This is a genomic window from Mycobacterium sp. (assembly GCF_052145595.1).
In the GTDB taxonomy this organism is placed as follows: Bacteria; Actinomycetota; Actinomycetes; order Mycobacteriales; family Mycobacteriaceae; genus Mycobacterium.
Genome location: NZ_JBKQOI010000363.1, coordinates 1 through 26,825 on the forward strand (window position 1 = coordinate 1; position 26,825 = coordinate 26,825).

Genomic DNA, 26,825 nt, shown 5'->3' on the forward strand with positions numbered 1-26,825 from the left:
CTTATCACCTGTGCGCACAGCGATATCGGCGAGGTCGGCGACCACGACGTCGGCGCCGCGCTGGAATAGTCTGTCGGCGCATCCGGTTCTGTCGACACCGATGACGAAGGCGAATCCGCCGTCGCGAACCACGGAGAGCCCTGCTTCGGTGTCCCCGACGATGACCGTGCGTTGGGGATTCACACCGATTCTGCGGGCGGCGTCCAGAACGTGCGCGGCGTCCAGACGGACAACGAGGAGTGGGTTCCCGGCGATGCTGAGCCCGTCGGCGGCGGTCCCGTCGATGTAAACATCGAGCAGGCCGTCAACCCCGGCAACCTCCGACACTTGTGGGCAGCCGGGGCTCGACGAGTTGGCGGCAGTGGCGACATCGATGTCCCGCAACTTTCGCGCCAGGGCGACCATGGCCCCGAAAAGCGGCACCTCCCGGTCCAACAGATCCGCGTATAGCTGCTGCTGGCGATTGGCCAGCCCGCACATCGTGTCTTCGCCGGCGTCCGACGGTACGCCGCGGGGTAGCGAAATCCCCTGCGACGCCAGGAAGTCGGCGACCCCGTCAGGGCGCGGCTTACCGTTGACCAGCTGCCAATAGTCGTCGTCGGTGAAGGCAGAGTGATCCTCGTCTTCGTGCGCAGGCCGCCGCACCAAGTACTCGTTGAACAGCGACGCCCACGCCGCGCGTTGGACGGAGGCGGCGTCGGTGAGCACACCATAAAGGTCGAAGATCACCGCGTCGTGGTAACGCGGATCGATGACAACTGGGGGATCCACGTCACAGTTCCTTATCCGCATCGATGCGCCGCAGCGCCGTAATGGAATACATCGCGTTCATTGCACCGGCACGACCTGCTGCTCGAGTTCGAGGATTTGGCGCGTGGTCTTCACCACGACATCGGGGTTCAGGCTTATCGAGTCGATGCCGAGGCGCACCAAGAACTCGGCCATGTCCGGGTAATCCGAAGGCGCTTGTCCACACAGCCCCGAGTGGATCCCGTTGCGGCGGCAGCCTTCCACGGCCAGGCGGATCATCTCCTTGACGCCCTCGTCGCGTTCGTCGTAGTCGAAGGCCACGATCTCGCTGTCGCGGTCGACACCGAGGGTGAGCTGAGTCAGGTCGTTGGAGCCGATGGAGAAGCCGTCGAAGCGTTTGGCGAACTGATCGAGGAGGATCACGTTGTTCGGAATCTCGCACATTGCGTAGACCTCAAGCCCGTTCTGGCCGCGCTGCAGGCCGAGCTCGGCCATGGTCTTCAGCACCAGGTCCGCCTCGGTGACCCGGCGCACGAACGGCAGCATGATGACGACGTTTGTCAGGCCCATCTCCTCGCGGACCCGTTTCATCGCGCGGCACTCCAGCGCGAATCCCTCGGCGTAAGCCGGATGCGCGTAGCGCGAGGCACCGCGGAAGCCGATCATCGGGTTGCTCTCGGTTGGCTCGAAGCCACGTCCGCCGATCAGGCTGGCGTATTCGTTCGTCTTGAAGTCCGACATCCGCACCACCACGGGCTTCGGCCAGAAGGCGGCCGCGATCGTGCCGATTCCCTCGGAGAGGCGCTCCACGAAGAAGGCGCCGCCGTCGGGGTAGCCGTAGGTGAGCCGATCGATCGTGCGGCGAGCCTCGGGGTCGTCGACCTTTTCGGGGTGCAGCAGGGCCAGCGGGTGAACCCTGATGTATTCGCTGACGATGAATTCCATCCGGGCCAGTCCCACACCGTCATTCGGCAAGAACGATGTCTTGAAGGCCAGATCGGGATTGCCGAGGTTGACCATGATCTGGGTCCGCGGCCGCGCCAGGCCGGCCACCTCCGTGCGATCCACGTGGAAGCCGACTTCGCCGGCGTACACACGCCCTGTATCGCCCTCGACGCAGGACACCGTGACGACCGCACCATTGGGCACGCGCGTAGTCGCATCGCCCGCGCCGACGACGGCGGGGATGCCGAGTTCGCGCGCGATGATCGACGCGTGGCAGGTGCGTCCGCCGCGGTTGGTGACGATTGCGGCGGCCATCTTCATGATCGGCTCCCAGTCCGGCGTGGTGGTGTCGGCGACCAGTACGTCGCCGGCCCGGAAGTCCGCGAGGTGTTCGAGGTTGTCCATTCGCTTCGCGACGCCCGAGGCGACCTTCTCGCCGACCGACCGGCCCTCGGTGAGTACCTCGCCTTTGCCCTCGAGCACGTAGGTCTCGACGACGCTCGGGTTGCGTTGGGAGGCCACCGTTTCGGGGCGGGCCTGGACGATGTAGAGCTTTCCGTCGAGGCCGTCTTTGGCCCACTCCATGTCCATCGGCCGCCCGTAGTGCCGCTCGATGGTGCACGCGTAGCCCGCCAGCTCGACGACGTCCTCATCGGTGAGGCAGAAGCGGGCGCGGTCGGCCTTCGGCGTGGGGATGTTGCGGACCGTGTGCTTCGTCTCGCCCTCGACGAACACCATCTTCACCGCCTTGTCGCCGAGCAGGCGGCGCAGCACGGCGCGGTGGCCGGCCTGGTAAGTCGGCTTGTGAACATAGAACTCGTCGGGGTCGACGGCGCCTTGCACCACGTTCTCGCCGAGGCCGTAGGCGCCCGTCACGAACACGACGTCGTTGAAGCCCGACTCGGTGTCGATGGAGAACATCACGCCCGACGAGGCGAGGTCGGAGCGCACCATCTTCATCACGCCGATCGACAGCGAGACCTTGAAATGGTCGAAGCCCTGGTCGATGCGGTAGTGGATGGCCCGGTCGGTGAACAGGCTGGCGAAACAACGGCGGCACGCGTCGAGCAGGCTCTCGCGACCCTTGATGTTGAGATAGGTTTCCTGCTGGCCGGCGAAGCTCGCCGTCGGTAGGTCTTCGGCGGTCGCCGAGCTGCGCACGGCGAGGCTGACCTCTTCGCCATACTCTTCCTGAAGCATGCGGTAGGCAGCCGAGATCTCGGCGGCCAAGTCATCGGGAAGCCCCGCGCCGTAGACGATCTCACGGGCGCGCTTGCCTTTGCGCGCCAACGCGGTGACGTCGTCTGGGTCGAGATCGTCGAGCTCGGCGTGCAGCGCGTCCCAGGCACCGGCCCTGTCCAACATATATCGGTAAGCCTCTGCTGTGGTGGCGAATCCGTGCGGGACGCGGACGCCCTGCCCGGACAGCTTCTGGAACATCTCGCCGAGCGAGGCGTTCTTGCCGCCGACCAGCGGCACGTCGTCGATGCCTATCTCTTCGAAGAAGCGAATGTAGTTTAACCTGTTCATGACCTGATCCTCCGTGTACTTGCTGCGTCAGTAGGTGCGGTAGGCACCACTGTTGGCTTCGCGGACCGCCCAGACGTAGTCCGCCCGCTCTCGCGCCGCCCAGCCCTCGGCGTCGGGCGCCGCCAGCAGCCCGCGCACCTCATCGAGGGCCTGAAATCCCTTGCGGCTCATCCAATCCTGCAATCCCTGCAGCAGCGCACCCGCATACTCGGGACCGTGGCGCAGCAGGGCCGAGGCGGACTGCACAACATCTGCCCCGGCGAGCAGATACTTGGCCACGTCGGCAGCGTGCTCGACCCCGGTGCTAGCGGCCAGCGAGGCGCGTACCCGCCCGCGCAGCAATGCGATCCAAGTCAGCGGCAATCGAGTCTCCGCCGATGTTGACAGCGTGACGGCGCGCACGGTGGTGAGATTTTCCGGGTCGATGTCAGGCTGCAGAAACCGGTTGAACAGCACCAGTCCGTCCGCACCTGCGGCGTCCAGTCGGTGCGCCATGTCGGCGGTCGCGCTGAAATATGGGCTGAGCTTGACCGCAACCGGCACGGTCGCCGCGCTTTTGACCGCTGCCAGCACGTCGAGATGGCGCTGCTCCACCCCTGCGCCGTCGACGCCGATGTCGCCGGGAAGGTAGTAGATGTTCACCTCGATCGCCGCCGCGCCGGCGTCCTGGATGGAGCGGGCGTACCGCGCCCAGCTCCCGGGCGTGGACGCGTTGAGGCTGCCGATTACGGGAATGTCGACCGCAGTCGCCGCGCGTTCGACAAGACGGAGATACTGCGCAGGGCCCTGACCGTCGTCGACGGTGGCAGGGAAGTAGGTAAGCGACTCGGCGTAGCTTTCACTGCCCTGGGCGGCCATTCGCTCGTTGTATTCGGCTTCGCGGCGCAGTTGTTCCTCGAACAGCGAGTGGATCACCACAGCGCCGACACCGGCGTCGGCAAGGCGGCGCACGCCATCGACCGTGCGGCTGAGCGGGGACGCCGAGGCCAGCAGCGGGTTGCGCAGGTTCAGTCCGAGGTAGCGGGTAGACAGGTCCATCAGCCCTCCCTCCGAGTGTCGGACGGAAAGTGCTGCGAAGCGCGAGAAGCCATGTCTTCGTAGACCTTCCAGCGCTGGTCGATCGACTCCTGCGCCAGCGCGAGAAGCCGCTCGGCCTCGTCCGGATCAGAGTTGACCAGGCTCCGGTAGCGCAACTCGCGGTAGCGATAGTCGGCGAGCGGAAGGCGGGGGCGGTGGGAATCCAGCAAGAATGGTGGCTCGCCCGTGGCGCGCAGCACCGGGTCGTATCGCATCAACGGCCAGTGGCCGCTGGCCGTTGCACGGTATTGCTGGTCAAGGCCATAACGCATCTCGAAGCCGTGTGCGATGCAATGGCTGTAGGCGATCACGATCGACGGCCCGTCGTAGGCTTCGGCCTCCCGGAAGGCCAGCAGCGTCTGTTGCGGATCGGCGCCCATGGCGACTTGCGCGACGTAGACGTTGCCGTACGAAATCGCCTGTAGCGCCAAATCTTTTCGCGGCACCGTCTTGCCCCCGGCGGCGAACTTGGCCACCGCACCCAACGGTGTGCTCTTTGACATCTGCCCGCCGGTGTTGGAATACACCTCGGTGTCGAGCACCAGCACGTTGACGTTGCGCCCGCTGGCGAGCACATGATCGAGTCCACCGGCGCCGATGTCGTAGGCCCAGCCGTCTCCGCCGACGATCCACACGCTGCGGCGAATCAGGTGATCGATGACGCTGCGCAACGCGTCGCCGACTGCCGGCGGAAGCCTATCGAGCCGGCTGACCAGTTCGGCTACCCTCTGGCGCTGGGCGTGCAGCTCTGATTCTCGCTGTTGCGGGGCGGTCAGGATGGCCTCGACGAGATCGGCGCCCAGTACGTCGCGCAGTTCGGTCAGCCGCTGACGGACTTGGCAGAGGTGAGCGTCAGCGGCAAGCCGAAGGCCGAGGCCGAACTCCGCGTTGTCTTCGAACAGCGAATTGGACCAGGCGGGGCCGCGCCCCTCGGCATTGGTCGTCCAGGGCGTGGTCGGCAAGTTGCCGCCGTAGATCGACGAGCAGCCGGTGGCATTGGCGATCATCAACCGGTCGCCGAATAGCTGCGAGAGCAGTTTCAGGTAGGGGGTTTCCCCGCAACCCGCGCACGCGCCGGGGAATTCAAACAGCGGCTGCAGGAACTGCGCACCGCGCACGGTCCCGAAGTCGACCATCGAGCGGTTCGCCACCGGCAGCGTTTCGAAGAAGGCGATGTTCTCGCGTCCGGCGTCGATGAGCGGTTCCCGCGGCGCCAGGTTGATCGCCTTGGTGATGGGCGTGCCGGGGACAACAGCCGGGCAGGCTTCCACGCACAAATTGCATCCGGTGCAGTCCTCGACATAGACCTGAAGCGTGTAACGCGTGTCGGGCAGGCCGACCGCGTCGAGGGGTGCCGAGGGGAACGCCGCCGGCGCATCAGTGAGTCGCTCTTGCTCGTAGAACGTGGTGCGAATGACGCTGTGCGGGCAGACGAATGCGCAGTTTCCGCACTGAATGCACGTGTCCGGATCCCACACCGCGACGAGGTCGGAGATGTTGCGTTTTTCGTAGGCCGCGGTGCCGCTGGGATAGGTGCCATCCACCGGCAGCGCGCTGACCGGCAGCGCGTCCCCGCGGCCGGCGATCATCTCCGCGGTCACTGTCCGCACGAAATCCGGTGCGCCGGCGGGAATAAGAGGCTCGGGCTCGTAGGTAGAGGTGATCCGGTCGGGGACGTCGACCCGGTGCAGTCGTTGCAGGGCACGCTCGACAGCGTCGACTTCGCGGGCCACCACTTCAGCGCCCTGCCCGGCATAGGTCTTGGTCACGCTTTCCTTGATCCGGGCAAGCGCCTGGTCTTGGGGCAGTACACCGGAGATGGCGAAAAAGCATGTCTGCAGCACGATGTTGATCCGACCGGCCAGCCCGACCTCGCGGGCTATCGCGCTCGCGTCGATGACATACAGCCTGATGCGCTTGTCGATGATCTGCCGTTGCACGCTGCGCGGCAGGCTGTCCCACACGCCATCGGGCGGACGTCTGCTGTTGAGCAACAGCGCGGCGTCCTGGGCGGCACGGCCCAGCACGTCGACCTGCTGCAGGAACCGTTCGTGGTGGCAGCCGACGAAGTCGGCGCGCTGCACCAGGTAGGGTGCGCGGATCCGATCAGGCCCGAACCGCAAATGCGAAACGGTCTGCGAGCCCGACTTTTTGGAGTCGTAGACGAAGTAGCCTTGCGCGTACAGGTCCGGCTCGCCGCCGAGGATCTTGATGGTGTTCTTGTTGGCGCCGACTGTGCCGTCCGAGCCGATACCGAAGAACACCGCGCGCACCGTGTCGGCGGACTCGATGTCGAACGCCGTGTCGTAGCTGATGCTGGTGCCGCTGACGTCGTCGTCGATGCCGACGGTGAAGCGAGCTCGCGGCCGCTCGCCGGCCAGTTCGGCGAACACACCGGCGACCATGGCGGGGGTGAATTCTTTCGAGGACAGCCCGTAGCGTCCACCGCACACCACCGGCAGCTGCGACCGTTCGCCGCTGTGGTACGCCTCGGCCAGCGCGGCAACGACGTCGAGATACAGCGGCTCGCCGAGCGACCCGGGCTCTTTGGTGCGGTCCAGCACGCCGATTGCGCGGACGGTTGGGGGTAGCGCGGCAAGTAGCGCCCGCGCCGGAAATGGCCGATACAGCCGCATCTGCACCACACCGACCCGCTCGCCACGTGCGGTCAGGGCCGCCACGGTTTCGGCCGCAGTCTCGCCGCCGGATCCCATCAGCACCAAGACCCGGTCGGCCTGGGGGTGTCCCGTGTAGTCGACGATGTGCATCGGGCGTCCGGTGCGCTGGCCAAGCTCGTTCATCAGTTCCTCGACCACCCCGGGCACCCGCGCGTAGAACGGGTTGACGGTCTCGCGGGCCTGAAAGTAGGTGTCGGGATTCTGCGCGGTGCCGCGGATGAACGGCCGATCCGGCGACAGTGCACGGTCGCGGTGGGCCAGGATCAACTCCTCAGGGACCAGGGCTCGCAAGTCGTCGTCGGTGAGCAACTCGATGGTGTTGAGCTCGTGAGAGGTGCGAAAGCCGTCGAAGAAATGCACAAACGGCACCCGGGTGCGCAGCGTGGCCGCTTGGGCGACCAGGGCCAGGTCGTGGGCCTCCTGCACCGAGGCCGACGACAGCAGCGCAAAGCCGGTCTGGCGCACCGCCATTACATCCTGGTGGTCACCGAATATCGAAAGCCCCTGCGCAGCAAGTGATCGCGCCGCGACTTGGATCACCGCCGCGGTCAACTCGCCGGCGATCTTGTACATGTTCGGGATCATCAACAGCAGGCCCTGTGACGAGGTGAATGTCGTCGCCAACGCCCCGCCCTGCAGGGCGCCGTGCAGGGCGCCTGCCGCCCCACCCTCGCTTTGCATCTCCACCACCGTCGGCACCGTGCCCCACACGTTGGCCCGATGCCGGCTCGACCAGTCATCGGCCAGCTCGGCCATGGGCGAGGACGGGGTGATGGGGTAGATGCAGCACACTTCGTTGAGCCGGTAAGCCACCGATGCAACTGCCTCGTTGCCGTCTACCGTGGTGCGCGTCATCGCGACTCCGGGATCATCTCGATGGCGTGCACCGGACACTGCTCGTAGCAGGTTGCGCAACCTGTGCATTTGTCGTAGTCGAAGCGGTAGCGGTGACCGGGTCCGAGCTTGATCACCGCGTCCTCCGGGCAGGCGCCCAGACAGCCGTCGCACTCGAAGCAGTTACCGCACGACAAGCACCGGCCGGCCTCGAATGTCGCGGCCTCGGCTGATAAGCCGCCGACGACCTCGTCGAATCCGGTGACTCGTTGTCCGGGAGGAAGTTCGGGCTCGGCCCGCCGAGACGCATTACCGAAATACCACAGGTGTAGCCCGTCGAAATCTGCGACCGGATGCTTCGGCGGTCGCTCGCCGGAGCCGCCGCGCAGCCACGCGTCGATATAGTGGGCCGCCTTTTTGCCGTGTCCGACGCCGACCGTCACGGTGCGTTCGCAGGGCACCATGTCACCGCCGGCGAACACACCGGGACAGCCGGTCATCAGCGATGACGACACCCGCACCGAACCGTCGTCGTCGAACTCCACTCCGGGCAGGCTCCGCATGAACGCCGATTCGGTCTCTTGTCCCAACGCCATGATCACGGTGTCGGCGGCCAGCGTCTCGAATTGTCCGGTCGGCAACGGGCGTCCGGATTCGTCGAGCCGCATCAGCTCCACCTGCAGCTCCGGGCCTTCGAAGGCGGTGATCGTGCGCAACCAGTTGATCCGAACACCCTCGCGCTCGGCCTCGTCGACCTCATGAACGTGTGCGGGCATTTGGGCTGCCGTGCGGCGGTAGATGATGACGGTGTCCTCGGCGCCCAGGCGGCGAGCGACACGGGCGGCGTCCACCGCGGTGTCGCCGCCCCCGTAGACGGCGACGCGGCGGCCGAGGTTGGGTCGTTCGCCGGAGGCGACGCCGCGCAGGAACGCCACCGCGTCCAGCAGCGACCCGGCGTCGGCGGAGGGGATGTCGACGCGTTTGGCGAGATGGGCGCCGACCGCGACGAACACCGCGTCAAAGCGTCCGGCGTCACGTTCAGCGGCGAGGTCGTCGACCCGGTGCCCGCATGTCAACTGCACGCCGAGCGCGGCAATCCGTTCAATCTCAGCGTCCAGCACGTCGCGGGGCAGCCGGTAGTTCGGGATGCCGTAGCGCATCATTCCGCCTGGTTCCGCGCCGGCGTCGCGGACCTCGACGCGGTGGCCCAGTCGGGTCAGGTGATAGGCGGCCGATAGGCCGCTGGGCCCGGCGCCGACCACGAGAACGCGCTTGCCTGTCGGCTGCGGTGCGGGCTCGAACCGCCACCCTTGGTCGCGGGCGGTGTCACCTAGGAGCCGCTCCACCGCATGGATCGAAACGGCTGCATCGAGATGTGCTCTGTTGCATACCGATTCGCAAGGGTGATAGCAGACCCGGCCATGGATGGCGGCGAAGGGATTGTCGGCGATGAGCTGACGCCAAGCCTGCTCATGGCGTCCGGCACGGGCATGGGCAAGCCAGGCCTGGATGTTCTCCCCGGCCGGACATCCGGCGTTGCACGGCGGCATCAGGTCGACGTAAACCGGGCGGCGGTCGCGGACCGGGCCCGCGCGTGGCTGTCCGTGCAGTAAGTCGGGCAGGGCCGCCACGTCGCCGCGGGGCGCAACCGCGAACTTGTCCTCGTCGCGAAACCGCTCGGCCATGTTGCTCACAATATGACTGGTTCCGCGAAGTTACAGCTTTCGTTTGGCCCCGAACATGGGGACTTCCGACCCTCACTGCGGGGCGCGAAGGGGTGGACATTAGCGGGATGGAGCATTTGACCGCGCTCGATGCCACTTTCCTCGAAGTTGAAGACTCCGATCCGCACGTGAGTCTGGCGGTCGGCGGTGTGTCGATCGTGGAGGGACCGGCTCCAAGCTACGACGAGTTCGTCTCCGCCTTTACCGGAAGGGTGCAGACGATTCCGCGCTGCGGCCAGGTTTTGCGGACCCATCCGCTCGACCTCGGCCCGCCCGAGTGGGTCGATGACAAACACTTTGACGTCTCGCGGCACTTGCACCGCATCGCGCTGCCGCACCCCGGCGATGACGCCGAACTGTTCCAGGCGATCGCGACCGTGATGGAGCGGCGACTCGACCGCGAACGCCCGTTATGGGAGTCGTACCTCATCGAGGGTCTCAGCGACGACCGGTGGGCGGTGTTGACCAAGGTTCACCACTGCATCGCCGACGGCATCGCGACGGCACAGATGTTCGCGAAGTTCAGTGACAACGACGGCGGCGGCGACACCTTCGCCAGGGACATTCGCGCTGCCAAAGAGCCGGCCCGGCCTGAGCCGGGACCGCCCAAGATGGGCCTGAACCCGTTGAGCTGGCTTAGCGGGATCGGGCGAAGCGCGCTGGCCGCGGCGGCGAGAGCCGAATATGCGGCGGTGGGTGCGGCCGAGCTGACCGCCAGTCTGTTCAGCCCGGGACCGGAATCATCGCTGAGCGGACCGGTCACGACGATGCGACGCTTCAGTGCGGCCCGGGTCCGGCTGCGTGACCTGCAGCAGGTCAGTCAGGCTTTCGGCGTGACGCTCAACGACGTCGCGCTGGCGGCGATCACCGACAGTTACCGCAAGGTTTTGCTTGACCGTGGCGAACAGCCCTCCCGCAACTCGCTCCGCACGCTGGTTCCGGTTTCGGTTCGCGCGACGAATCACTTCCACATGACCGACAACGAGGTCTCGGCGATGCTTCCGTTATTGCCGGTCGACGAGGCCGACCCGGTACAACAGCTGCAGCTGGTGCACAATCGGCTCATCCGTGCCAAGGCCAGCGGTCAACGCGAAGGGGGCAGCGCGCTGGTGTCGGCGGCGAAAGGCGTCCCATTCGCGTTCTCGGCGTGGGCGATTCGCTTGCTGACGCGCCTGCCCCAACGGGCGGTGGTCGCCTTGGCGACGAACGTTCCCGGTCCACGAAGTCAGCAAAGACTGCTCGGTCGGCAGGTGCTGGAAATCTTGCCGATCCCTCCCATCGCCCTGCACCTGCGCACCGGCATCGCGATGATCAGCTACGCCGACAAGTTCATCTTCGGCATCACCGCCGACTACGACAACTCTCCCGACATCGAGGCGCTCGCCGCGGGAATCGAGAACGGCGTCGCGCAGCTGGTCAAGGCCAGCCGCGCCCGGCGAGGCAAGCAAGGGACCCGGGCCAAGGCCGCGAGTTCCTGAAAACCGTGCAGAGCCGTCAATCAATGCGTTCCCTCGACGGCGCCCTCGTGCCTGTTGTGCAGCGGTCGGCCGTCGAAGCGGCGGATGCGCCGATGCGCGGTGAGTAGTAGGTGGTCGAACTCCGACTGCGAGTTGACTGCCGGGCCGCCGTTGCGGAAGTCTTCGGAGATCTGTTCGGCCAGCAGCCGTAGCTTGACGTTGGCTTCCTGGGACAACCATTTGAGCAGGTTGAACGCGGCGTTCTCGTCGATGCCGTAGATCAGCATCAGCATGCCCTTGGTTTGCTCGATGCCGGCGCGGTTTTCGCTGATCTGGGCCAGCTTTGCCGTGACCAGGTCCTCCTGCGCCTGTTCAGGCGGCGGCGAGACGTCGATGTAAAACCCGTGGGTTCCGATCACCTCGCCGTGGTCGTCGAAGAGCTGATCGCCGACGACGATCATGTAGCGCACGTTTCCGCGGGTGTCGATGATCCGGTGCCGGGTGCTGAACGCCTTGTGGGTGTTCAGAATTTGATCGATGGTGGCGGCAACCTGCCCACGGTCGTCAGGGTGCTTGTGTGCGAGCACCAGGTCGGTGTCCGGGGTAACGCTGCCGGGTTCGTACCCGTGCATCCGCTGCACGTCTTCCGACCACTCCCAACGTTGGTCGGCGAAGTAGAACCGGAACCAGCCCACCCGTTGCGGTGCGCCGCCGGCCAAGGCCTGTTCGACTTCGGCCGCTTGGCCGTCGAGATACCAATTCATCGTGGACCTTGTCTTCATCGTGGACCTTGTCTTTCTTCGGGTCAGTTCACCGGGCGCGACGCCCCTAGTGCGAGCGGGCGGCCGTGCCCGGTACTTGCCGGGCGAAGCGGTTCAGCTCACGGGACGGGTCGGTACGCATCAGCACGGCAGTCATCTCTCACTCCACTCCTCTGCGGTGCAATGGCTATTGTCTATGTTCAAAGACATAGGTTTCATATAGCACTGTCGACAGTTCGACGCAAGTATGATAAACAGGTTTTCTGTGCTCATCAGTCAAGGGAGATGTCGATGACCGACAACGCGGGCGACGCCGGTGCGCCAGCGCCCGATCGGGGGGTGTACGGAATCTCTGTGGCCGCCGAACTCTCTGGCATCCCGGTGCAGTCGCTGCGCCTCTACGAACGGTACGGACTGCTGACCCCGACTCGAAGCGACGGCGGAACCCGGCGCTACAGCGCCGACGACTTGGCCCGGCTACAGCGCATCAGCGCACTGGTTGACGCCGGAATCAACCTGACCGGCATCGCACGCATCCTCAACCTGGAAGACGACAACGCCGAACTGTCGGCGGCCAATACCGATCTGCGGTCCACCAACCGCACGTTGCGGAACGCGGCGAAGACTACGAAATCCAAGAATGACCGGGGGGATGAGGGCGCAAGCTGACCCGTGTCAGGCACCGGCGACCACACGGCGGGCGGCAGAGCACCATGAAAGCCGTCGCCTGCGAATGCTTTTGCCGATATCGGCAATCGCATGCCAGTACAATTCGTGTTGTGTCGTTTTGTGCGTGGACACGTTGCCGTGTCGCCGCCAACCGGACGTCGGTCGCCACGCGATGGATCGCGGTTTGACCGCCGTGTTGGTCGGGTATCAAATGCGCCATGACCACCGCAGAAGCCCTTGCTCCCACGCCCACCGGTGAAGTGTGGCCGGGCAGGGCCTACCCGTTGGGCGCGACGTATGACGGTGCGGGCACCAACTTCGCGGTGTTCAGCGAGGTGGCCGAGCGCGTCGAGTTGTGCCTGTTCGACGCTGACGACAGCGAGAGCCGGATCACCCTGCCCGAGGTCGACGGCTTCGTCTGGCACGCCTACGTGCCGAACATCGAACCAGGCCAGCGCTACGGCTACCGCGTTCACGGCCCGTACCAGCCCGAGGCCGGGTCGCGGTGCAATCCGAACAAGCTGCTGCTGGACCCGTATTCGAAGGCCATCGACGGCACATTCGAGTGGAACCAGTCGCTGTTCGGCTACAACTTCGGCGACCCCGAGAGCCGCAACGACGACGACTCCGCGGCCAGCATGCCCAAGTCGGTGGTGATCAACCCGTATTTCGACTGGGGCAACGACCGCCCGCCGGACCAGCAGTATGCCGACACGGTCATCTACGAGGCGCACGTGAAGGGTCTGACGCAGACCCATCCGGACATTCCCGAACAGCTTCGTGGCACCTACGCCGGCGTTGCGCATCCGGTGATCATCGAGCACCTCAAGAGCATCGGCATCACCGCGATCGAACTGATGCCGGTGCACCACTTCGCCAACGACTCCACCCTGATCGAGAAGGGTCTCTCGAATTACTGGGGCTACAACACGATTGCGTTTTTTGCGCCCGACCCGAAATACTCCAGCGCCGCTTCGGCAGGGGGGCAGGTGCAAGAGTTCAAGGCGATGGTGCGCGCCCTGCACGAGGCTGACATCGAAGTCATCCTCGATGTCGTCTACAACCATACGGCGGAGGGCAACCACATGGGCCCGACGCTGTCGATGCGCGGCATCGACAACGCCGCGTACTACCAGCTGGTCGACGACGACAAGCGTTATTACATGGACTACACCGGCACGGGCAACAGCCTCAACGTCGGGCATCCGCATGCACTGCAGCTGATCATGGACTCGCTGCGCTACTGGGTGACCGAGATGCACGTGGACGGCTTCCGGTTCGACCTGGCCGCGACGCTGGCCCGCGAGTTCTACGACGTGGACCGGCTGGCCACGTTTTTCGAACTCGTGCAACAGGATCCGACGGTCAGTCAGGTCAAGCTGATCGCCGAACCGTGGGACGTCGGGCCCGGCGGCTACCAGGTGGGCAATTTCCCGCCGCAGTGGACGGAGTGGAACGGAAAGTACCGCGACACCGTCCGGGACTTCTGGCGCGGTGAGCCCGCCACCCTCGATGAGTTCGCCTACCGGTTGTCCGGATCGGCCGATCTCTACGAGCACACCGCGCGCAGGCCGGTGGCCTCGATCAACTTTGTCACCGCCCACGATGGGTTCACGCTGCGCGACCTGGTGTCCTACAACGAAAAGCACAACGACGCCAACGGTGAGGACAACAACGACGGCGAGAGCCACAACCGGTCATGGAACTGCGGCGCCGAGGGACCCACCGACGACGCGCAAGACCCTGGCGTTAATGAGCTGCGCGCCCGCCAGCAGCGCAACTTCCTCACCACGTTGCTGCTGTCTCAGGGTGTGCCGATGATCTGCCACGGCGACGAGCTCGGTCGCACGCAGGATGGCAACAACAACGGTTATTGCCAGGACAACGAGCTGACCTGGATCGAGTGGGCTAATGCCGATGCCGCCCTGCTGGAGTTCACCCGCGTGGTGTCGGCAGTGCGCGCCAACCACTCGGTGTTCCGCAGGCGCCGGTTCTTTTCCGGCAAGCCGGTCGGCCGCCGTGGCCAGGACGGACTTCCCGATATCGCCTGGTTCACCCCCGAGGGCGCCGAGATGACCGATGAGGACTGGGGCGCCAGTTTCGCGAAATCGGTCGCGGTGTTCCTCAACGGCCACGGCATTCCCGACCGCGATGCGCGGGGTCAGCGAGTGCTCGATGACTCGTTCGTGCTGTGCTTCAACGCTCATCACGAGCCGATCGAATTCACCCTTCCACCAAAGGAATTCGGCACCGCTTGGCGCGTGATGGTGTATACCGGGCCCGAGGGGACGACACCTCCGGAGGATCTGCCCGCGGCGGCCGACTTCACCGTGGACGCCCACACCGCCGTGGTGCTGCAAGCCACAAAAGAAACCACTACGGGTTGACACAAATCCGCCCGAACGTTACGTGGCCGACCCCTGGCCGATACGCTGTGCCTGCAGCGGGCTCGTTACAGGAGAGGGCGGATATGTCAAGGACAGTGGTGGTTGGCGCCTCAAGCGGGCTTGGGCGCTGCATAGGTGTCGGCCTCGCGCAGCGTGGCGATCAGGTCGCGCTTCTCGCCCGGCGTCTTCAGCGTATCGAGGCCGCGGCCAAGGACGCCGGCCCGGGCGCGATCGCCGTCGAATGCGATGTCACTGACGAGGCATCGTGCCGATCGGCGATCAGCGCCGCTGCCGACGCGCTTGGCGGGATCGACAACCTGGTCTACACGCCGGCCGTGGGGCCACTGGTCCGCATGGTCGATACCGACGCCGAAACGTGGCGGCGCATCTTCGACACCAACGTCATCGGCGCGGCGCTGGTGACGGCGGCTGCGGTGCCACACCTGACGGCTTCCGCGGGCAAGGCGGTCTACCTCTCATCCGACGCGGGCACCTTCGGGCCGCCCTGGCCGGGCCTCGGAGCGTACGGGGTCAGCAAGGCGGCGCTCGAGAGGCTCGTTGAAGCGTGGCGCGCCGAACACCCGGACGTCGGCTTCACCTGCCTCATCGTCGGGGAGTGCGCCGGCGGCGAGGGGGACGGGCAGACCGGAATGAACGTCGGCTGGGATATGGAGTTGGCGATGAAGGCCGTCCCGCTGTGGGCTTCGCGCGGCTGCATGCCCGGCAAGTTGATGCCCGTCGAGGACCTCATCGAAGTCGTGCACACGGTCCTGCGCACCGATGCGGCGACGTCGATGCCGCTCGTGGTTGCCCGAGGCGCGCCCGCCAGCCCTGCGGCATTTGCGGAGTCTGCTCAGTCGTAACGGCGGCGGCGCCGCGCCGAATCAGTGCCGGCCCAGCCTCTCGCTGACCAGGTCGGTGAGGAAGCGCCGGTTCGAGGTGGGACGGAATGCCCGCGCCGCTTCGGTGAGCGCGTCACGTGACTCGGACGGAAGCTCGATGTCGGCGGCGGCGACGTTGAACTCGAGTTGCTCGACGCTGGACGCGCCGGGGATGGCGACGACGCCCGGCAGGCTGATCAGCCAGGCCAGCGCCACCTGAGCGGGCTTGGCGTCGACCTCCGTCGCGACGTCGCGCAACGTCTGCAGCAGCGGCTCGACACGGCGCAGGTTCTCCGTGCCGAACAGCGGGTTCACCGCGCGGACGCCGCCGGGACGATTGTCCAGGCCGTACTTGCCGCCCAGCAGCCCTTGCGCCAGCGGGCTGTAGGCGATCACGATGCGGTTCTCGCGCTCGGCGAAGGGCACCAAATCCTCCAGCGCTCCGGCGTGGGCGAGTGAAAAATGCACCTGGTTGCTGATGACGGGCCGCCCGAGGGCGGCATCGGCCTTTCGCCATCGCGCCAGCGAGTAGTTCGATACGCCGGCCGCCCCGATCTTTCCGCTGTCGAGTAGGTCGCGCATTCCCGGCATGATCACCGAGTCCGGAACCAGCGGATTGGGCTGGTGGATCTGGTAGAGGGGGATGCGATCCAGGCCCAGCCGCCGCGCACTGGCGGCCTCGCGCTGCTTGATCACAAGGGGAAACGGCGCGACCGGCATGATCTTGCTGGCCACCGCAACCTCGGCGCGTTCGTCGCCGAGTGCCTCGCCGAGGATCCGCTCGCTTTTGCCCAGCCCGTACACCTCGGCGGTATCGAACAGCGTCACTCCAAGGGCCCGGGCGCGGTGCACGATGTCACGCGCGGCACCGGAGGCATAGCTGTCGCCGTAACCCCACTCGCGTGACCCGAACTGCCAGGTGCCCAGGCCGATTCGGCTGACCCGCCCGACTCCGTCGACATCCAGATACTTCATGACGCCCACCCTACCGAGTTGGCCGATCGCCTCAGCCGGGGATCTTGTCGAGTATGTAGTTGGCGATGCTGACGGCGGATTGCCGGGGGCGGTCGCTGTCGGTCGTGCCGCCGTAGGTGACACACAGGTCGACGACGACGTTGGCTTTGGCCGCGACCGCGCGGACCGAACGCACCTGGAGGCCCTTGGGTGCGAGGTCCATCGTGCTGATGCCGTTGCCGCCATCCCCGGGGGCGCTCAGCGAATAGGGGATCGGTCCCACTCCTTGGATAGCCACTCCCACGGTTGAGCCGCCGCACTCGCGCCACCCGGATAGCAGCGCCGCCAGTTGTGATTGGGCCGTGGCTGGATCGCGAAATGCCAGGACGGCTTGCATGATTTCGATCGACTTGAGGAAGCTGCGCGCGTCGGAAAACTTCTCCGCGCGATACCCGGCGATGGCGTCGACGGTGTAGGCGTCCGGGACCCCGGGGGCGATGCTTCCCCAGCAGTCCGGACGGTCAATGGTTTCTTCTTCGTCGGGCCTGCTGGGGTGGTCCCGTGTCGGGCCCGCCTCGAAATTTTGATCCGCTGTGATGTTTTTCAGGGCGTCGAGGCCGGGTAACAGCGCGCCCACGGTGTCCGGCGCGACCGTGGGCAGCGGGGGCGCGGCGGTGGTGATAGCGGGTGCCGCGGTCCGGCGGGAAGTGGAAGTGAACGCGGCCAGCGTGGCCCATGCGACCAGAGCGACGACCGTGAGGGTGATGAACGCGTACGACAGCGCCAGGCCCGCCAGTGCGCGGTCCCGGCCGAGCTCACCGGTGCGGCGGATTTGCGCCAGCCCAAGGTGTCCCAGGATCGCGCCCGCGGGCGCGAACACGAACGCGAACACCAGCGACAGCGTCGCGCATGTGTTGGCTGGCGGGCGGTACGGCGGCGCCGGTGGAGGTGTATAGACCGGCGGTTCCACCGGCGGATCGGGGTATGGGACCCGGCCCAGCGGATCGTAGCTCAACGGGTTTTGCCAATAGGGATCCTGAGGGTTGGTCACGCCAGTGCCTCCTTAGCCTGGGACCCTGCCCGAAATGTACTCGCCGATGCCATGGCCCGGCGTGGCCGCGCGCACCGTTTGGTGCCCCGGTTCGTCGGGTAGCCGCTACACAGCGCGCAACAGCCCGCGCGCCGAACCCAGGAGCAGATGGAAAGGACAACATGGCTCAGAACGCCATCAAGTCGCCCACCGACGTGGTCGACTTTCTTGTCAGTCAACACAAGCAGGTCAAGTCTTTGTTCGCCGAAACGCTCTCGGCGTCCGGAAAGGCACGAGAGAGGGCTTTCGTCGAACTCCGACGACTGCTTGCAGTCCACGAAACGGCCGAAGAGGAGATCGTTCACCCGCGGGTCAAGCGGAAGATCTCCAACGGCGCCGCGGTGGTCGACAAGCGACTGCACGAAGAGCACGAGGCAAAGACGGTCCTGCAGAAGTTGGAGAAGCTCGACGTCGACAGCGAGGAGTTCACCCGCCAGTTGACAGAACTCCGCGATGCGGTTGTCGATCACGCCGAGCATGAGGAGCAGGACGAGTTCGCCAAGATGGGCGAGGAATTGAGCGGCGACGAGCTCGAAAGGATGGGCCGCGCCGCCAAGCTCGCCGAAGCGGTCGCGCCCACTCGGCCGCATGCCGGCGTCGAATCCCAGGTGGCCAACCTCGTCGCAGGCCCGTTCGCGGCGATGCTCGATCGAGCCCGCGACGCCATTGTCGGCAAGGGCTAGCAACGCCCATGGGGTGCCCTCGTTTGCGGGGCGGGGGCACCCCAACCGCGCCGGTCGCCCGAAAGAAACCATGACCGCAACTAAGGCGCCCGATGAGTAAGCCGTTCACACGTTCTAACACCAAACGCAGCACGACCCGCCACAACGTTGTGGTGGGTCGTGTCCGGCAGAATCAACCGGCCATGAACTGCTGGTAGGCCGACTCCAGATTCGGCGGCAGAGCCGTGACATTGCACTGCCGTTCGGTGTCGCCGATCGGCGCCAGAATGCCGCGCAGGTCCTGGTACTGCTGGGGATGGGCCGTGAAGTAGTTGCGCAGATTCGACTCGGCCTCCGGACGCGGCTGGCCATAGGCGGCCGTGACAACTTGGTTGGCATCCGGATGCGCGGCCAGGTACTGCTGGGCCGAGCCTTCCACCGACGAAACGGTCGAGTTCACGCCGCCGGGACTGCAGTCGGGTGCTGCGCCTGCCGCCGGCGCACCGACGGTACCCACGACCATTCCCCCGAGCAGACACCCGACGCCGATGCCGGCCGCTCGCCGACGCGCGACAATACTGCTGATTTTCATAATCAGGGTCGTCCTTAAAAATTGTTCCGAATTTGTTCTTCGAGGCTCCCGATTCCCCCAAACCAAAGTAGCCGAAGTGAAACAGCAGCGTGACGCCGGCAAGAAGGAAGCGGAAGCTGACGCGGCGCGGGCCGGCGCAAAAGCCGCCGAAGAGCGCCAGAAGGCAAACCAGTAAGTAACTAAGGGGGGCCGGTCCTGTCACGGGGCCGGGCCCCCTTCGCGCGTGCGGCAAAGGCCTTTGCTGACAATGTGGTACGAGCGTGCGGCAGCGCTCTTGGCTGATCGCCACGACGGTGGTGTGCCAAGAATTCGTAAATAACCGCCTGCTCGTCGTTTCATCCCGCCATTCGCGGATATACCTGATAAGAACCGCCCGGTGGGTGGCGGGTTAAGCGGGGTGGAGCATGAGTTTGCGGGACCGGGTGTCGTGCGTCATAGCGTTTCTGCGTGCCGGTTACCCGAGCGGCGCGCCCGCGACCGGCTACGTGCCGCTGCTGGCGCTCTTGCCGCGACGAGTGTCTGACGACGAGGTCGCGGTGATCGCGGGCACACTCAGTGGACCTGACAGTCGGTCGATCGATAGCGCCGACGTCGGGGTGGAGATCACCCGGATCACTCACGAGCTGCCCTCACTGGACGACATCGAGCGCGTCCAGCATCGACTCGATGTAATGGGATCGGCCCGCTGAGCGCTCACGCGCGTTCCAGGTCGACCACCAGCGGCCGGTGATCCGGTTGTGCAGTCACCACTTTCGATGGCAGTCGCAGCTAGCGGGCTCCTGGCACCTCTTCGCGAGCCGCCACAGAGCGGCCGTCACCGGTGTCGAACACCTCGATGGCGACGTCGCGGTCCCGGTAACTGCCCAGCGATGTCAGCCCGGGCGTTCGCGCGATGACGGCGTGGACCGCATCGCCGGTGAGGGGATAGTCGGCCACGGCGTGGCGCCAGTGTGCGGCAACGACTTTCGCGCCTGGCTGCAGCCGCGGGCATTCGCGGCGCAGTATTGTGGCCAGCATATCGGCGTCCAGATAGTAGGCGACCTCGCTGAGCACCAGCAGGTCGAAGGGGCCGGGCGGCCACGCCGAATCCAGGGACCATCGGGCGAGCGTCACCCGGTCCCGGCAGCGGGCCTCGCGCAGCCGCGCATCCGCGCTTCGCACCGCCGCATCGGCCACATCCGCCGCAGTAACGTGGTCGCAGCGCTGTGCCAGCTGCGCGGTCAGCATTCCGATCGAACAGCCCGGCTCGAAGGCATGCCGATACCGGCGGTCGGGGAGCAGTGCCAGAGTGATGGCGTACTTGCGCTGCTCGTACCACCGCGTCGACAACTGCCACGGATCGTCGGTACCGGCGTACATCCGGTCGAAGTAGGCGTCGGGTAGCCGCGTGGTCAACGGAATACCACCTCTCCCACCGCGAGCAGTCGCTGCAGTACGAACGCCGGCAACACTGGTGCCGATTCGGCGGCGCTCGGCTCGAGCTGACTGCGAAAACACTGCGCAGCATGGCGTTTGCGATCAAGCGCCCAGCCGGACACGCGCACGCGGTGCGCGCGGTCCCAAGGCACCGCGGGGTCGCCCGGGCTGGCCCAATGCCACATCCAAACCGGATATTCCAGCAGCGCGGCGCCGGTGTGCGCGCAGGCGGCCGCCGCCGCGCGTCCGACGGCTTCGTGATCCGGGTGCCCGTCGCCGCGCCAGGTGGCGGCACACCAGGTTCCGGGCGCAGCGCCCTCGAGGGTCTCCACGAGCAACTCAGTGAGCCTATCCTCGTGGTCGGCCAGCTCACCGTCGGGCAGACTCAGCGACACCGGTGGAGGAACCCCTAAAATACTTGTTGCTCTGCGCAATTCGTACTTTCGTATGGTCTCCAAACGAGCCCGGTCCCATAGCGTCGCACCGGGTTGGGCGGCGCCGCCGTCACTGACCGACACCACCTGCACATCGACGCCCGACGCGACCAGTTGTGCGGTCGTCGCGCCCAGTCCGAGGGTCTCGTCGTCGGGGTGGGGCGTGACGACGACCAGGCCGGGACACCCGCTCAAATCCAGCGGCGGCAGCGGATGCCCGTCGAGTGCGGCCAGCCATACCGGCACGGGGGTGCCGCCGCGGGTCAGCGGCTTGGCCGCAAACTTGGCGCAATTACCTGCCGGCGCGGTCCTCAACGCAGCCGCCCGGTTAGCTTTCCGAGCTCGGCCAGATCCCGCTCGGCATGGCTTTGTCGTATGTAGATGGTCAAGTCGGCCACCCGCTGGGCGTGCCGACCGTCCTGACACAGCGGGCCCGGCCCCAGCGCTCGGCCGGTGCGCGTGATGGCCTCATCGGCCGCGTTTTCCACGACCGCGCGGGCACGACGGGCCAGCAGCTGAGCGGTCTCGGTCCGGTCGAACGGATCGGAATCGATCTGGATCGCGGCTGCGCCCAGGATCGCGTCGCCGGCGGCGAGCGCGGCGTCCACGGCACCCAGGTGCGCCAGTGAATACGCGTCGGCTGATTTGCTTCCGGCGCAACGGTATAGCGGCTCGGCAACCCTACGCGCACCGCCGAGCCAGCAAGCGGCCACGCCGATCGCGCCGTGCCAGAACCCGGGCCGGTTGAGGTAGTCACCGGGGTCACCCACGGCGACGGCGGGGGCGTTGGTGAACTGCACCGTCCGGGTGTCGCTTCCCGCCATCCCGACGTTCCACCACGTGGTGGGCAGCGCTTTGACGGCCGGGTCGGTGATCGTCACCGCGAACAGGCCCCGTCTCCCGTCGGCGAGCCGCGCGGTCACCAGCGCATGGGTGCAAAACCCGGCCCCGGAGCACCACACCTTGGTGCCGTCGAGAATGACCGCGCCACCGTCGACGTTGGTGGCGGTCACCACCGCGTCGGGCGACTCGGCTGCCCACACGCCCCACAGTTGACCGGGCTCGGGGGGCTTGCCGCCCAGCTCGTGGAGTATTGCGACGGCGTCAACATGGGCCTCGGCGATCCGGGCCGCGACGATGTCGTCCTCGGCCAGCAGTGCCAGACGTTGCCAGCGTTCGGCGGTACGTCCCGACGCGGGTAGTGGCAGCTCCAGTCGTCCCGACTCCAGCCAGTGCGTTACCACTCCCGCCGTCACGCGCAACCACCCGGCGCCGATCTGCCCAGTTCCCTGAGGTAATGGGCGAATCCGTGTGGGGCCCGGGCCTCGGTTCGCGCCGACGTGATGACCGACAGTTCGGTGTCCCGGTGAATGCTGTAGCCGGCGGCTTCGAACCGCTCCACCAGGTCGACATCCTCGCCGGAGGACAGCGCGCGAAAACCGCCAACCCGCCAGTAAGCCCGGGCGCTGAAACCCATATTGGCCCCGTGAACGTGTTCGTGATATCCGCCGCGCTCTGGCGGGCCCGCTTCTCGGTAGGCCTGCAAATAGCGGTCAGCGACGACCCCGGAATGGTGGTGCCAGTCGGTCACCCGTACGACGCCCAAAACCATGTCCGCGCCAAGCCCCAGCTGATGCACCAGCCAGCCGGGGTCTACCCGGCTGTCGGCATCGGTGGTGGCGTACCAGCACTCGTCGTCGTCCCCGAACACCGAGCGCGCGTAACCGAGGCCGACCGCCCGCGCGGCGCCGACGTTGTGCGCGTCGACACGGACGAAGTGCACGTCGGGCCCATACTGTCCAGCTAACTTTGTGCTGTCGTCGTCGGTGGCATCCAGGACCACCACTATCGCGACCGGGATCGGCGCGCACAGGGCCGCGGTCAGCACCGTGCGCAGGCAGCCCGGGAGCTTGGCCCCTTCGTTGTGGGCGGGGATCACGACGGCAGCGCCATCGTAAGCTCGGAGCACGCGGGCCGACATAACTGAAGACTTACCCCATCTTGCCATAGTTAAACAGACGACAAACGATGCCGCACAATGTCGGCCAGGTTGCCCACCTAGACTGCGCCGACCAGCACGATGTGCTGGCAATCACGATGCCGGTGCTGCCGCCCACCAAGGTGCTCATCCAGAAGCTGCGCTTCCTCGGCGAGCATCATTGCGACTTCGCGCAGCTACTTCCGGCCGTGCAGGCGGTCCGCGAACGGCTGGACTGGAACCGCGTCAGGTCTGAGACCGCCGACAATGATTGCGCGGTCTCGTTCCTGGCGCTGGCTGACCGGCTGGGGCTCACCGACGCTATTAGTGGTTACGCAGTTTGGCGACCAGTTTGTCTTTGGTCAGGCCCGAATATCCTGACATACCAAGCTCTTTGGCGCGCTTCTTCAGTTGCGGCACCGTCCAGTCCTGGTAAGACCCGGACTTGCCGCCCTTGCGGCCGACCGACGACTTACCCCGCACGGCAACCGCATTGGAGATCCGCGCCGCCTTTTCCTTGGAGTCGCCCTGCTTGCGCAGGTCCTCGTACAGCTTCTCGTTCTTGATCGACGGATTCGGCATTGTCGTCACCCTCCTTTCGACGGAACGCTCTTGGCAGAATGCCCCGCTTGACGCTGGTGGAAACTCACCAACCGGTAATCGCTGCGCGGCGGGTGGTGTCTAGCATGTGCGTGGACGATGCCGTTATCGCCAAGGGGGACATCGCATGGTCGAAATTCACGTGGAGCGAACCATCGCCGCACCCGCGGAACAGGTCTTCGACTGGCTGGCTGACCCGGTGAACCTGGCGGCCGCTCCGCTGGTTCGCAAGGCCCGTTATGCCAAGGATTTTTCGGGCCCCGGCGCGGGTGCGGTGCGTGAGGTGACCGCGGTCGGCACGTGGTTCCGCGAAGAGATCACGGCCTATGATCGGCCGCGCAGCTACTCCTATCTGATTGTCCGATCATTCCCGCCGTTCGATCACGAGGGCGGCACGCTGACATTCACCGCGTCGGGCGACGGGACGCATGTGGACTGGCTGAGCAACTACACCCATCCGGCTTGGGCCGGAGGCAAGCTGTTACAGGCAATCAGCTATCCGCTGCTGCGCTCGAGCTTTCTTGCGCTCTTTGATGCCTGCGCGGAGGCGCTGGAGAGGTAGGTGCGGTGCGCGGTTCGCGCCCAATTTATTGGACGATCGTCCTGAAATTCGCGTGTGTATTTGGCCGATTCGCGGCTGTTCCTCTCTGGATGCGGGTTACAGTCGCGGCAAGCAGGGTGCGGCAGTGTGGCCGTGTTCGAAGGGGGGCGGCGGTGGGTGCTCGGCGATCGACCCGCGTGATCGAGCGGCTGCCCGACGCATTCCCGCCAAGCCGCACCCTAACCGTTCACGCGACCGACGGCATTGCTTTACACGCGGAGGTTTTCGGGCCACCCGACGGCTATCCGATTGTGCTGACGCACGGCATCACCTGCGCGATCCGGGCGTGGGCGCACCAGATCGCCGACCTCGCCGCCGACTACCGGGTGATCGCGTTCGACCATCGCGGCCACGGGCGAAGCGGCATTCCGCGACGTGGCGGCTACAGCCTCAAACACCTTGCCTCCGAACTGGATTCGGTGCTCGAGGCGACCCTGGCGCCGCACGAGCGCGCGGTGCTGGCCGGGCACTCGATGGGCGGCATCACCATCGCTGCCTGGTCGGCGCACTACCCCCACAAGGTTCACCGGCGCGCTGACGCCGTCGCGCTGATCAACACCACCACCGGGGATTTGGTGCGCAAGGTGAAACTGCTGTCGGTGCCGCGCGAATTGTCGGCCGCGCGCGTCATGGCCGCGCGCGTCCTGATAACCGCGTTCGGCGGGTTCCCGCTTCCGAGTGCCGCGCGGATCCCGGGCCGCTATTTGGTCGCGATGCTGGCGGTCGGAAAGGACGCCGACCCGAGCGCGGCGCGAATCGTCTACGAACTGTTCGCACGGACATCGCCCGCGGGGCGCGGGGGCTGCGCGAAGATGCTCGTCGATGCCTTGGGCTCGCGGTACCTCGACTTGGCCGGTTTGACCGTGCCGACCTTGGTGATCGGCAGTGAACGCGATCGGCTGACGCCGATCGGCCAGTCCCGCAGGATCGCCCGCACCGCGCCCAACGTCTTCGGCCTGGTCGAGCTGCCCGGCGGCCACTGCTCGATGCTGGAACAGCCCCGTGAGGTGAGTCGCCACCTGCGAACGCTCGCCGAATCGGTGGCCCGCGGCGTGCGGGTCCGCCGGATCAGCTCATAGCAACGCGGCGACGTCGGCGGCCGCCCGCTGGCCGGACCTGACTGCGCCGTCGAGATATCCGGTCCATTCGTCTGCGGTCTCGGTGCCGGCCCAGTGAATCGGCCCGACCGGCTCGCGTAACCACGGCCCGAATCGTGTCCACGATCCCGGTGGTACCGCCGCGGTCGGACCGCCCGGGGCGAAATCTTCTGTGCCCCATCGATGATCGACGTAGTCGAGGGGTTTGAGCGCCTCATCGCCGAACAACCTGGCGAAGCATTGCAGCGTGTCGCGGCGGCGCTGCTCGGTGGGAAGCGAGTCGAACGCACGGGCATCGACGAAACCCATCAGGACGCCTGGACCATCGGCGTGCGGGCTGACGTCGAAGGTGATGAACACCGGGCCTTTGTCGGACAGCGACTGGCCGGAGAACCCGGCGGCCCTCCAGAACGGCGTCTCTTAGGCCGCGTAGGCCTTGCTGAGCCTGCCCTGCGGCCAATGCCTGGCGAGTTGCCCGTACGCGGCGGGCAGCGGGGGAGCGAAGTCGATCGACGCGCGATGGGCCGGCGGGATCGCGACGATGACGAACCCCGCGTCGGCCGAGCCAACGTCGGTCGTGACCGTCACTCCCGCACCATGCCGGTCGATGCGGCGGACCGGTGCGTTGAGCACGACGCGCGCGCCCAGTTCGGCGGCCGCCGCCTCGGCGATCTGCTGGGTGCCACCCGGGAAACGGTCCTGCTGGGCACCGTTCTCTACGTCGAGCAGCCGGTCCAGGCCGCCGGCGGCGTGTGCGTAGCGGGCGGCGTGCAGCATCGACACGTCGTCGGGTTCGCACCCCCAGGTCACCCGGGCCATGATTGCCAGCAGGTCGCGCGACGAGGCGGTGGCGCGCACCGAGCGCAACCACTCGCCGAGCGACATGCAGTCCAGCTCGCGGGCGCGGCGCGCTTCCCAGGGGGCGGCAATCGGGATGCTGCGGGCAATCCTTTCGAATTGCCAACGCAGGCGGCCGATATCAACCAGTCCGGTGGGCGAAAGCTTGGGGATGGTGCCGCGGTAGGAACGCGCCCAGCCGCGCCAGTGGATCACGTTCTTTCCGTCGTGGTGGGTCGGAGTGGTCGGGACCTCAAGCTCGGCGGCCAGCGCGAGAACGGCGTCTTGGGTCGGGCCGACGAAAGTGCCGCCCAGATCGGCGGGCAACCCCGCGACGCTGCCGGTAAACGAGCGGCCGCCGACGCGGTCACGGCCCTCGAAGACCAGCACGTCATGGCCCTGTCGCGTCAGCTCGCGCGCCGCGGACAGCCCGGCAAAACCGGCACCGACCACGACAACGTCGACAATCCGCGGCGGCTTTGTCACGTCCACTAGTGAACCGCATTTTGACGGTTTCGTAGGATAAATTTCCATTGCCCGTCTCTCGAGGGCGGTTGCACGCCCGGTTAGGCAAGTGCTTTGAAAGTCTTCACCGCGTTGTACGGGCTCACCGATGCCGCGGATCGCGCACGAGCCCTGCGCGATGCCGGAGCCAGCGGTGTTGCCACCTTCGAGGGTCAGCACGACGTGTTCGCGCCGCTGACGCTGGCGGCCACGGTGGGCGATCTGGACCTGATGACGAATGTGGCGATCGCGTTTCCGCGCAATCCGATCCACCTGGCGCACCAGGCCAATGATCACCAGCTGCTGAGCGGCGGGCGATTCTTCCTCGGTCTTGGCACTCAGGTCCGCCCGCAGATCGAGAAGCGGT

At 66.3% G+C, this 26,825-nt stretch carries 23 protein-coding genes and 3 pseudogenes; 11 read left to right on the top strand and 15 right to left on the bottom strand.

What is annotated here, in order from left to right:
- The 5 genes from ACLP4W_RS29635 to ACLP4W_RS29655 form a co-directional block, all read right to left on the bottom strand.
- Window positions 1-771, bottom strand: a 771-nt coding sequence (locus tag ACLP4W_RS29635) for an HAD family hydrolase (RefSeq protein ID WP_442391093.1), incomplete at its 3' end; no start/stop codon positions are given.
- A 57-nt stretch (window positions 772-828) separates the two neighbouring features.
- Entirely contained in the window at window positions 829-3,225 is a 2,397-nt protein-coding gene (gene ppsA, locus ACLP4W_RS29640) for a phosphoenolpyruvate synthase (protein ID WP_442391095.1), read from the bottom strand.
- A 27-nt stretch (window positions 3,226-3,252) separates the two neighbouring features.
- Window positions 3,253-4,263, bottom strand: coding sequence for a dihydroorotate dehydrogenase-like protein (locus ACLP4W_RS29645; protein ID WP_442391097.1), 1,011 nt, complete (start codon window positions 4,261-4,263; stop codon window positions 3,253-3,255).
- A complete protein-coding gene (gene nifJ, locus ACLP4W_RS29650) occupies window positions 4,263-7,835 on the bottom strand; it encodes a pyruvate:ferredoxin (flavodoxin) oxidoreductase (RefSeq protein WP_442391098.1) in 3,573 nt (1,190 codons plus the stop codon). The genes ACLP4W_RS29645 and nifJ overlap by 1 nt, the downstream gene beginning before the upstream one ends.
- A complete protein-coding gene (locus ACLP4W_RS29655) occupies window positions 7,832-9,499 on the bottom strand; it encodes an NAD(P)-binding protein (RefSeq protein ID WP_442391100.1) in 1,668 nt (555 codons plus the stop codon). Before ACLP4W_RS29655 ends, nifJ begins: the two co-directional genes overlap by 4 nt.
- Window positions 9,500-9,606: 107 nt before the next feature.
- Here ACLP4W_RS29655 and ACLP4W_RS29660 point away from each other — a divergent pair, with 107 nt between their 5' ends.
- Window positions 9,607-11,016 carry a WS/DGAT/MGAT family O-acyltransferase gene (locus tag ACLP4W_RS29660; protein ID WP_442391102.1) on the top strand — a complete coding sequence of 470 codons (1,410 nt, stop codon included), beginning with the start codon at window positions 9,607-9,609 and terminating at the stop codon, window positions 11,014-11,016.
- Window positions 11,017-11,036: 20 nt separating this feature from the next.
- Here the strand turns inward: ACLP4W_RS29660 and ACLP4W_RS29665 are convergent, their stop codons facing one another.
- Complete coding sequence (locus tag ACLP4W_RS29665; RefSeq protein WP_442391134.1) at window positions 11,037-11,759, bottom strand: PAS and ANTAR domain-containing protein; 723 nt, start codon at window positions 11,757-11,759, stop codon at window positions 11,037-11,039.
- Window positions 11,760-12,047: 288 nt separating this feature from the next.
- Between ACLP4W_RS29665 and ACLP4W_RS29670 the strand changes: the two genes are divergently transcribed.
- The 3 genes from ACLP4W_RS29670 (at window position 12,048) to ACLP4W_RS29680 (ending at window position 15,675) form a co-directional block, all read left to right on the top strand.
- A complete protein-coding gene (locus tag ACLP4W_RS29670) occupies window positions 12,048-12,425 on the top strand; it encodes a MerR family transcriptional regulator (protein ID WP_442391104.1) in 378 nt (125 codons plus the stop codon).
- Between the two features lie 218 nt (window positions 12,426-12,643).
- Window positions 12,644-14,812 carry a glycogen debranching protein GlgX gene (glgX, locus tag ACLP4W_RS29675; protein WP_442391106.1) on the top strand — a complete coding sequence of 723 codons (2,169 nt, stop codon included), beginning with the start codon at window positions 12,644-12,646 and terminating at the stop codon, window positions 14,810-14,812.
- Between the two features lie 95 nt (window positions 14,813-14,907).
- Window positions 14,908-15,675, top strand: coding sequence for an SDR family oxidoreductase (locus tag ACLP4W_RS29680; protein ID WP_442391136.1), 768 nt, complete (start codon window positions 14,908-14,910; stop codon window positions 15,673-15,675).
- A gap of 21 nt (window positions 15,676-15,696) precedes the next feature.
- Here ACLP4W_RS29680 and ACLP4W_RS29685 read toward each other — a convergent pair whose 3' ends face one another.
- Window positions 15,697-16,668, bottom strand: coding sequence for an aldo/keto reductase (locus ACLP4W_RS29685; RefSeq protein ID WP_442391108.1), 972 nt, complete (start codon window positions 16,666-16,668; stop codon window positions 15,697-15,699).
- Between the two features lie 31 nt (window positions 16,669-16,699).
- Window positions 16,700-17,698 (bottom strand): sensor domain-containing protein, encoded by a 999-nt coding sequence (locus tag ACLP4W_RS29690; protein ID WP_442391110.1) that lies wholly within the window; start codon window positions 17,696-17,698, stop codon window positions 16,700-16,702.
- A 161-nt stretch (window positions 17,699-17,859) separates the two neighbouring features.
- Here ACLP4W_RS29690 and ACLP4W_RS29695 point away from each other — a divergent pair, with 161 nt between their 5' ends.
- Window positions 17,860-18,420 carry a hemerythrin domain-containing protein gene (locus tag ACLP4W_RS29695; RefSeq protein WP_442391112.1) on the top strand — a complete coding sequence of 187 codons (561 nt, stop codon included), beginning with the start codon at window positions 17,860-17,862 and terminating at the stop codon, window positions 18,418-18,420.
- A gap of 172 nt (window positions 18,421-18,592) precedes the next feature.
- Here ACLP4W_RS29695 and ACLP4W_RS29700 read toward each other — a convergent pair whose 3' ends face one another.
- Window positions 18,593-18,991 carry a heme-binding protein gene (locus ACLP4W_RS29700; RefSeq protein ID WP_442391114.1) on the bottom strand — a complete coding sequence of 133 codons (399 nt, stop codon included), beginning with the start codon at window positions 18,989-18,991 and terminating at the stop codon, window positions 18,593-18,595.
- Between the two features lie 82 nt (window positions 18,992-19,073).
- Here ACLP4W_RS29700 and ACLP4W_RS29705 point away from each other — a divergent pair.
- Both ACLP4W_RS29705 and ACLP4W_RS29710 read left to right on the top strand, forming a co-directional pair.
- Window positions 19,074-19,166: pseudogene (locus ACLP4W_RS29705) on the top strand (CsbD family protein); the annotation flags it as partial.
- A gap of 229 nt (window positions 19,167-19,395) precedes the next feature.
- The gene (locus ACLP4W_RS29710; protein ID WP_442391116.1) at window positions 19,396-19,680 is read left to right on the top strand and encodes a DUF3349 domain-containing protein; all 285 of its coding nucleotides are present in this window, start codon (window positions 19,396-19,398) and stop codon (window positions 19,678-19,680) included.
- A 79-nt stretch (window positions 19,681-19,759) separates the two neighbouring features.
- Here ACLP4W_RS29710 and ACLP4W_RS29715 read toward each other — a convergent pair whose 3' ends face one another.
- From ACLP4W_RS29715 to ACLP4W_RS29730, 4 genes are read right to left on the bottom strand one after another with little or no spacing between them, the layout of a single operon-like run.
- Window positions 19,760-20,386 carry an SAM-dependent methyltransferase gene (locus tag ACLP4W_RS29715; protein ID WP_442391118.1) on the bottom strand — a complete coding sequence of 209 codons (627 nt, stop codon included), beginning with the start codon at window positions 20,384-20,386 and terminating at the stop codon, window positions 19,760-19,762.
- Window positions 20,383-21,156 (bottom strand): PIG-L deacetylase family protein, encoded by a 774-nt coding sequence (locus ACLP4W_RS29720; protein ID WP_442391120.1) that lies wholly within the window; start codon window positions 21,154-21,156, stop codon window positions 20,383-20,385. The genes ACLP4W_RS29715 and ACLP4W_RS29720 overlap by 4 nt, the downstream gene beginning before the upstream one ends.
- Window positions 21,153-22,097 (bottom strand): acyl-CoA dehydrogenase family protein, encoded by a 945-nt coding sequence (locus tag ACLP4W_RS29725; protein WP_442391122.1) that lies wholly within the window; start codon window positions 22,095-22,097, stop codon window positions 21,153-21,155. The genes ACLP4W_RS29720 and ACLP4W_RS29725 overlap by 4 nt, the downstream gene beginning before the upstream one ends.
- Window positions 22,094-22,810, bottom strand: coding sequence for a glycosyltransferase (locus ACLP4W_RS29730; protein ID WP_442391124.1), 717 nt, complete (start codon window positions 22,808-22,810; stop codon window positions 22,094-22,096). Before ACLP4W_RS29730 ends, ACLP4W_RS29725 begins: the two co-directional genes overlap by 4 nt.
- A gap of 89 nt (window positions 22,811-22,899) precedes the next feature.
- On the opposite strand from ACLP4W_RS29730, the pseudogene ACLP4W_RS29735 reads away from it, so the two are divergent.
- Window positions 22,900-23,136: pseudogene (locus tag ACLP4W_RS29735) on the top strand (hypothetical protein); the annotation flags it as partial.
- 7 nt (window positions 23,137-23,143) lie between these two features.
- On the opposite strand, the gene ACLP4W_RS29740 reads toward ACLP4W_RS29735, so the two are convergent.
- Window positions 23,144-23,401 (bottom strand): DUF7218 family protein, encoded by a 258-nt coding sequence (locus ACLP4W_RS29740; protein ID WP_442391126.1) that lies wholly within the window; start codon window positions 23,399-23,401, stop codon window positions 23,144-23,146.
- 145 nt (window positions 23,402-23,546) lie between these two features.
- Here ACLP4W_RS29740 and ACLP4W_RS29745 point away from each other — a divergent pair, with 145 nt between their 5' ends.
- Both ACLP4W_RS29745 and ACLP4W_RS29750 read left to right on the top strand, forming a co-directional pair.
- Entirely contained in the window at window positions 23,547-23,981 is a 435-nt protein-coding gene (locus ACLP4W_RS29745; RefSeq protein ID WP_442391128.1) for an SRPBCC family protein, read from the top strand.
- Between the two features lie 152 nt (window positions 23,982-24,133).
- A complete protein-coding gene (locus ACLP4W_RS29750; protein WP_442391130.1) occupies window positions 24,134-25,099 on the top strand; it encodes an alpha/beta fold hydrolase in 966 nt (321 codons plus the stop codon).
- Here ACLP4W_RS29750 and ACLP4W_RS29755 read toward each other — a convergent pair.
- Window positions 25,094-26,440: pseudogene (locus ACLP4W_RS29755) on the bottom strand (flavin monoamine oxidase family protein). The gene ACLP4W_RS29750 and the pseudogene ACLP4W_RS29755 sit on opposite strands and share 6 nt — an antisense overlap.
- A 93-nt stretch (window positions 26,441-26,533) precedes the next feature.
- Between ACLP4W_RS29755 and ACLP4W_RS29760 the strand changes: the two are divergent.
- Window positions 26,534-26,825: LLM class flavin-dependent oxidoreductase (locus ACLP4W_RS29760; protein ID WP_442391132.1), on the top strand; the 292-nt coding region annotated here is incomplete at its 3' end.

Coding starts and splice junctions, on each gene's coding strand:
- ACLP4W_RS29645 (WP_442391097.1), bottom strand. CDS start 4,263: ATGGACCTGTCTACCCGCTACCTCGGACTGAACCTGCGCAACCCGCTG.
- ACLP4W_RS29655 (WP_442391100.1), bottom strand. CDS start 9,499: ATGGCCGAGCGGTTTCGCGACGAGGACAAGTTCGCGGTTGCGCCCCGC.
- ACLP4W_RS29660 (WP_442391102.1), top strand. CDS start 9,607: ATGGAGCATTTGACCGCGCTCGATGCCACTTTCCTCGAAGTTGAAGAC.
- ACLP4W_RS29745 (WP_442391128.1), top strand. CDS start 23,547: ATGGTCGAAATTCACGTGGAGCGAACCATCGCCGCACCCGCGGAACAG.
- ACLP4W_RS29710 (WP_442391116.1), top strand. CDS start 19,396: ATGAGTTTGCGGGACCGGGTGTCGTGCGTCATAGCGTTTCTGCGTGCC.
- ACLP4W_RS29700 (WP_442391114.1), bottom strand. CDS start 18,991: ATGAAAATCAGCAGTATTGTCGCGCGTCGGCGAGCGGCCGGCATCGGC.
- ACLP4W_RS29740 (WP_442391126.1), bottom strand. CDS start 23,401: ATGCCGAATCCGTCGATCAAGAACGAGAAGCTGTACGAGGACCTGCGC.
- ACLP4W_RS29685 (WP_442391108.1), bottom strand. CDS start 16,668: ATGAAGTATCTGGATGTCGACGGAGTCGGGCGGGTCAGCCGAATCGGC.
- nifJ (WP_442391098.1), bottom strand. CDS start 7,835: ATGACGCGCACCACGGTAGACGGCAACGAGGCAGTTGCATCGGTGGCT.
- glgX (WP_442391106.1), top strand. CDS start 12,644: ATGACCACCGCAGAAGCCCTTGCTCCCACGCCCACCGGTGAAGTGTGG.
- ACLP4W_RS29670 (WP_442391104.1), top strand. CDS start 12,048: ATGACCGACAACGCGGGCGACGCCGGTGCGCCAGCGCCCGATCGGGGG.
- ACLP4W_RS29695 (WP_442391112.1), top strand. CDS start 17,860: ATGGCTCAGAACGCCATCAAGTCGCCCACCGACGTGGTCGACTTTCTT.
- ppsA (WP_442391095.1), bottom strand. CDS start 3,225: ATGAACAGGTTAAACTACATTCGCTTCTTCGAAGAGATAGGCATCGAC.
- ACLP4W_RS29665 (WP_442391134.1), bottom strand. CDS start 11,759: ATGAATTGGTATCTCGACGGCCAAGCGGCCGAAGTCGAACAGGCCTTG.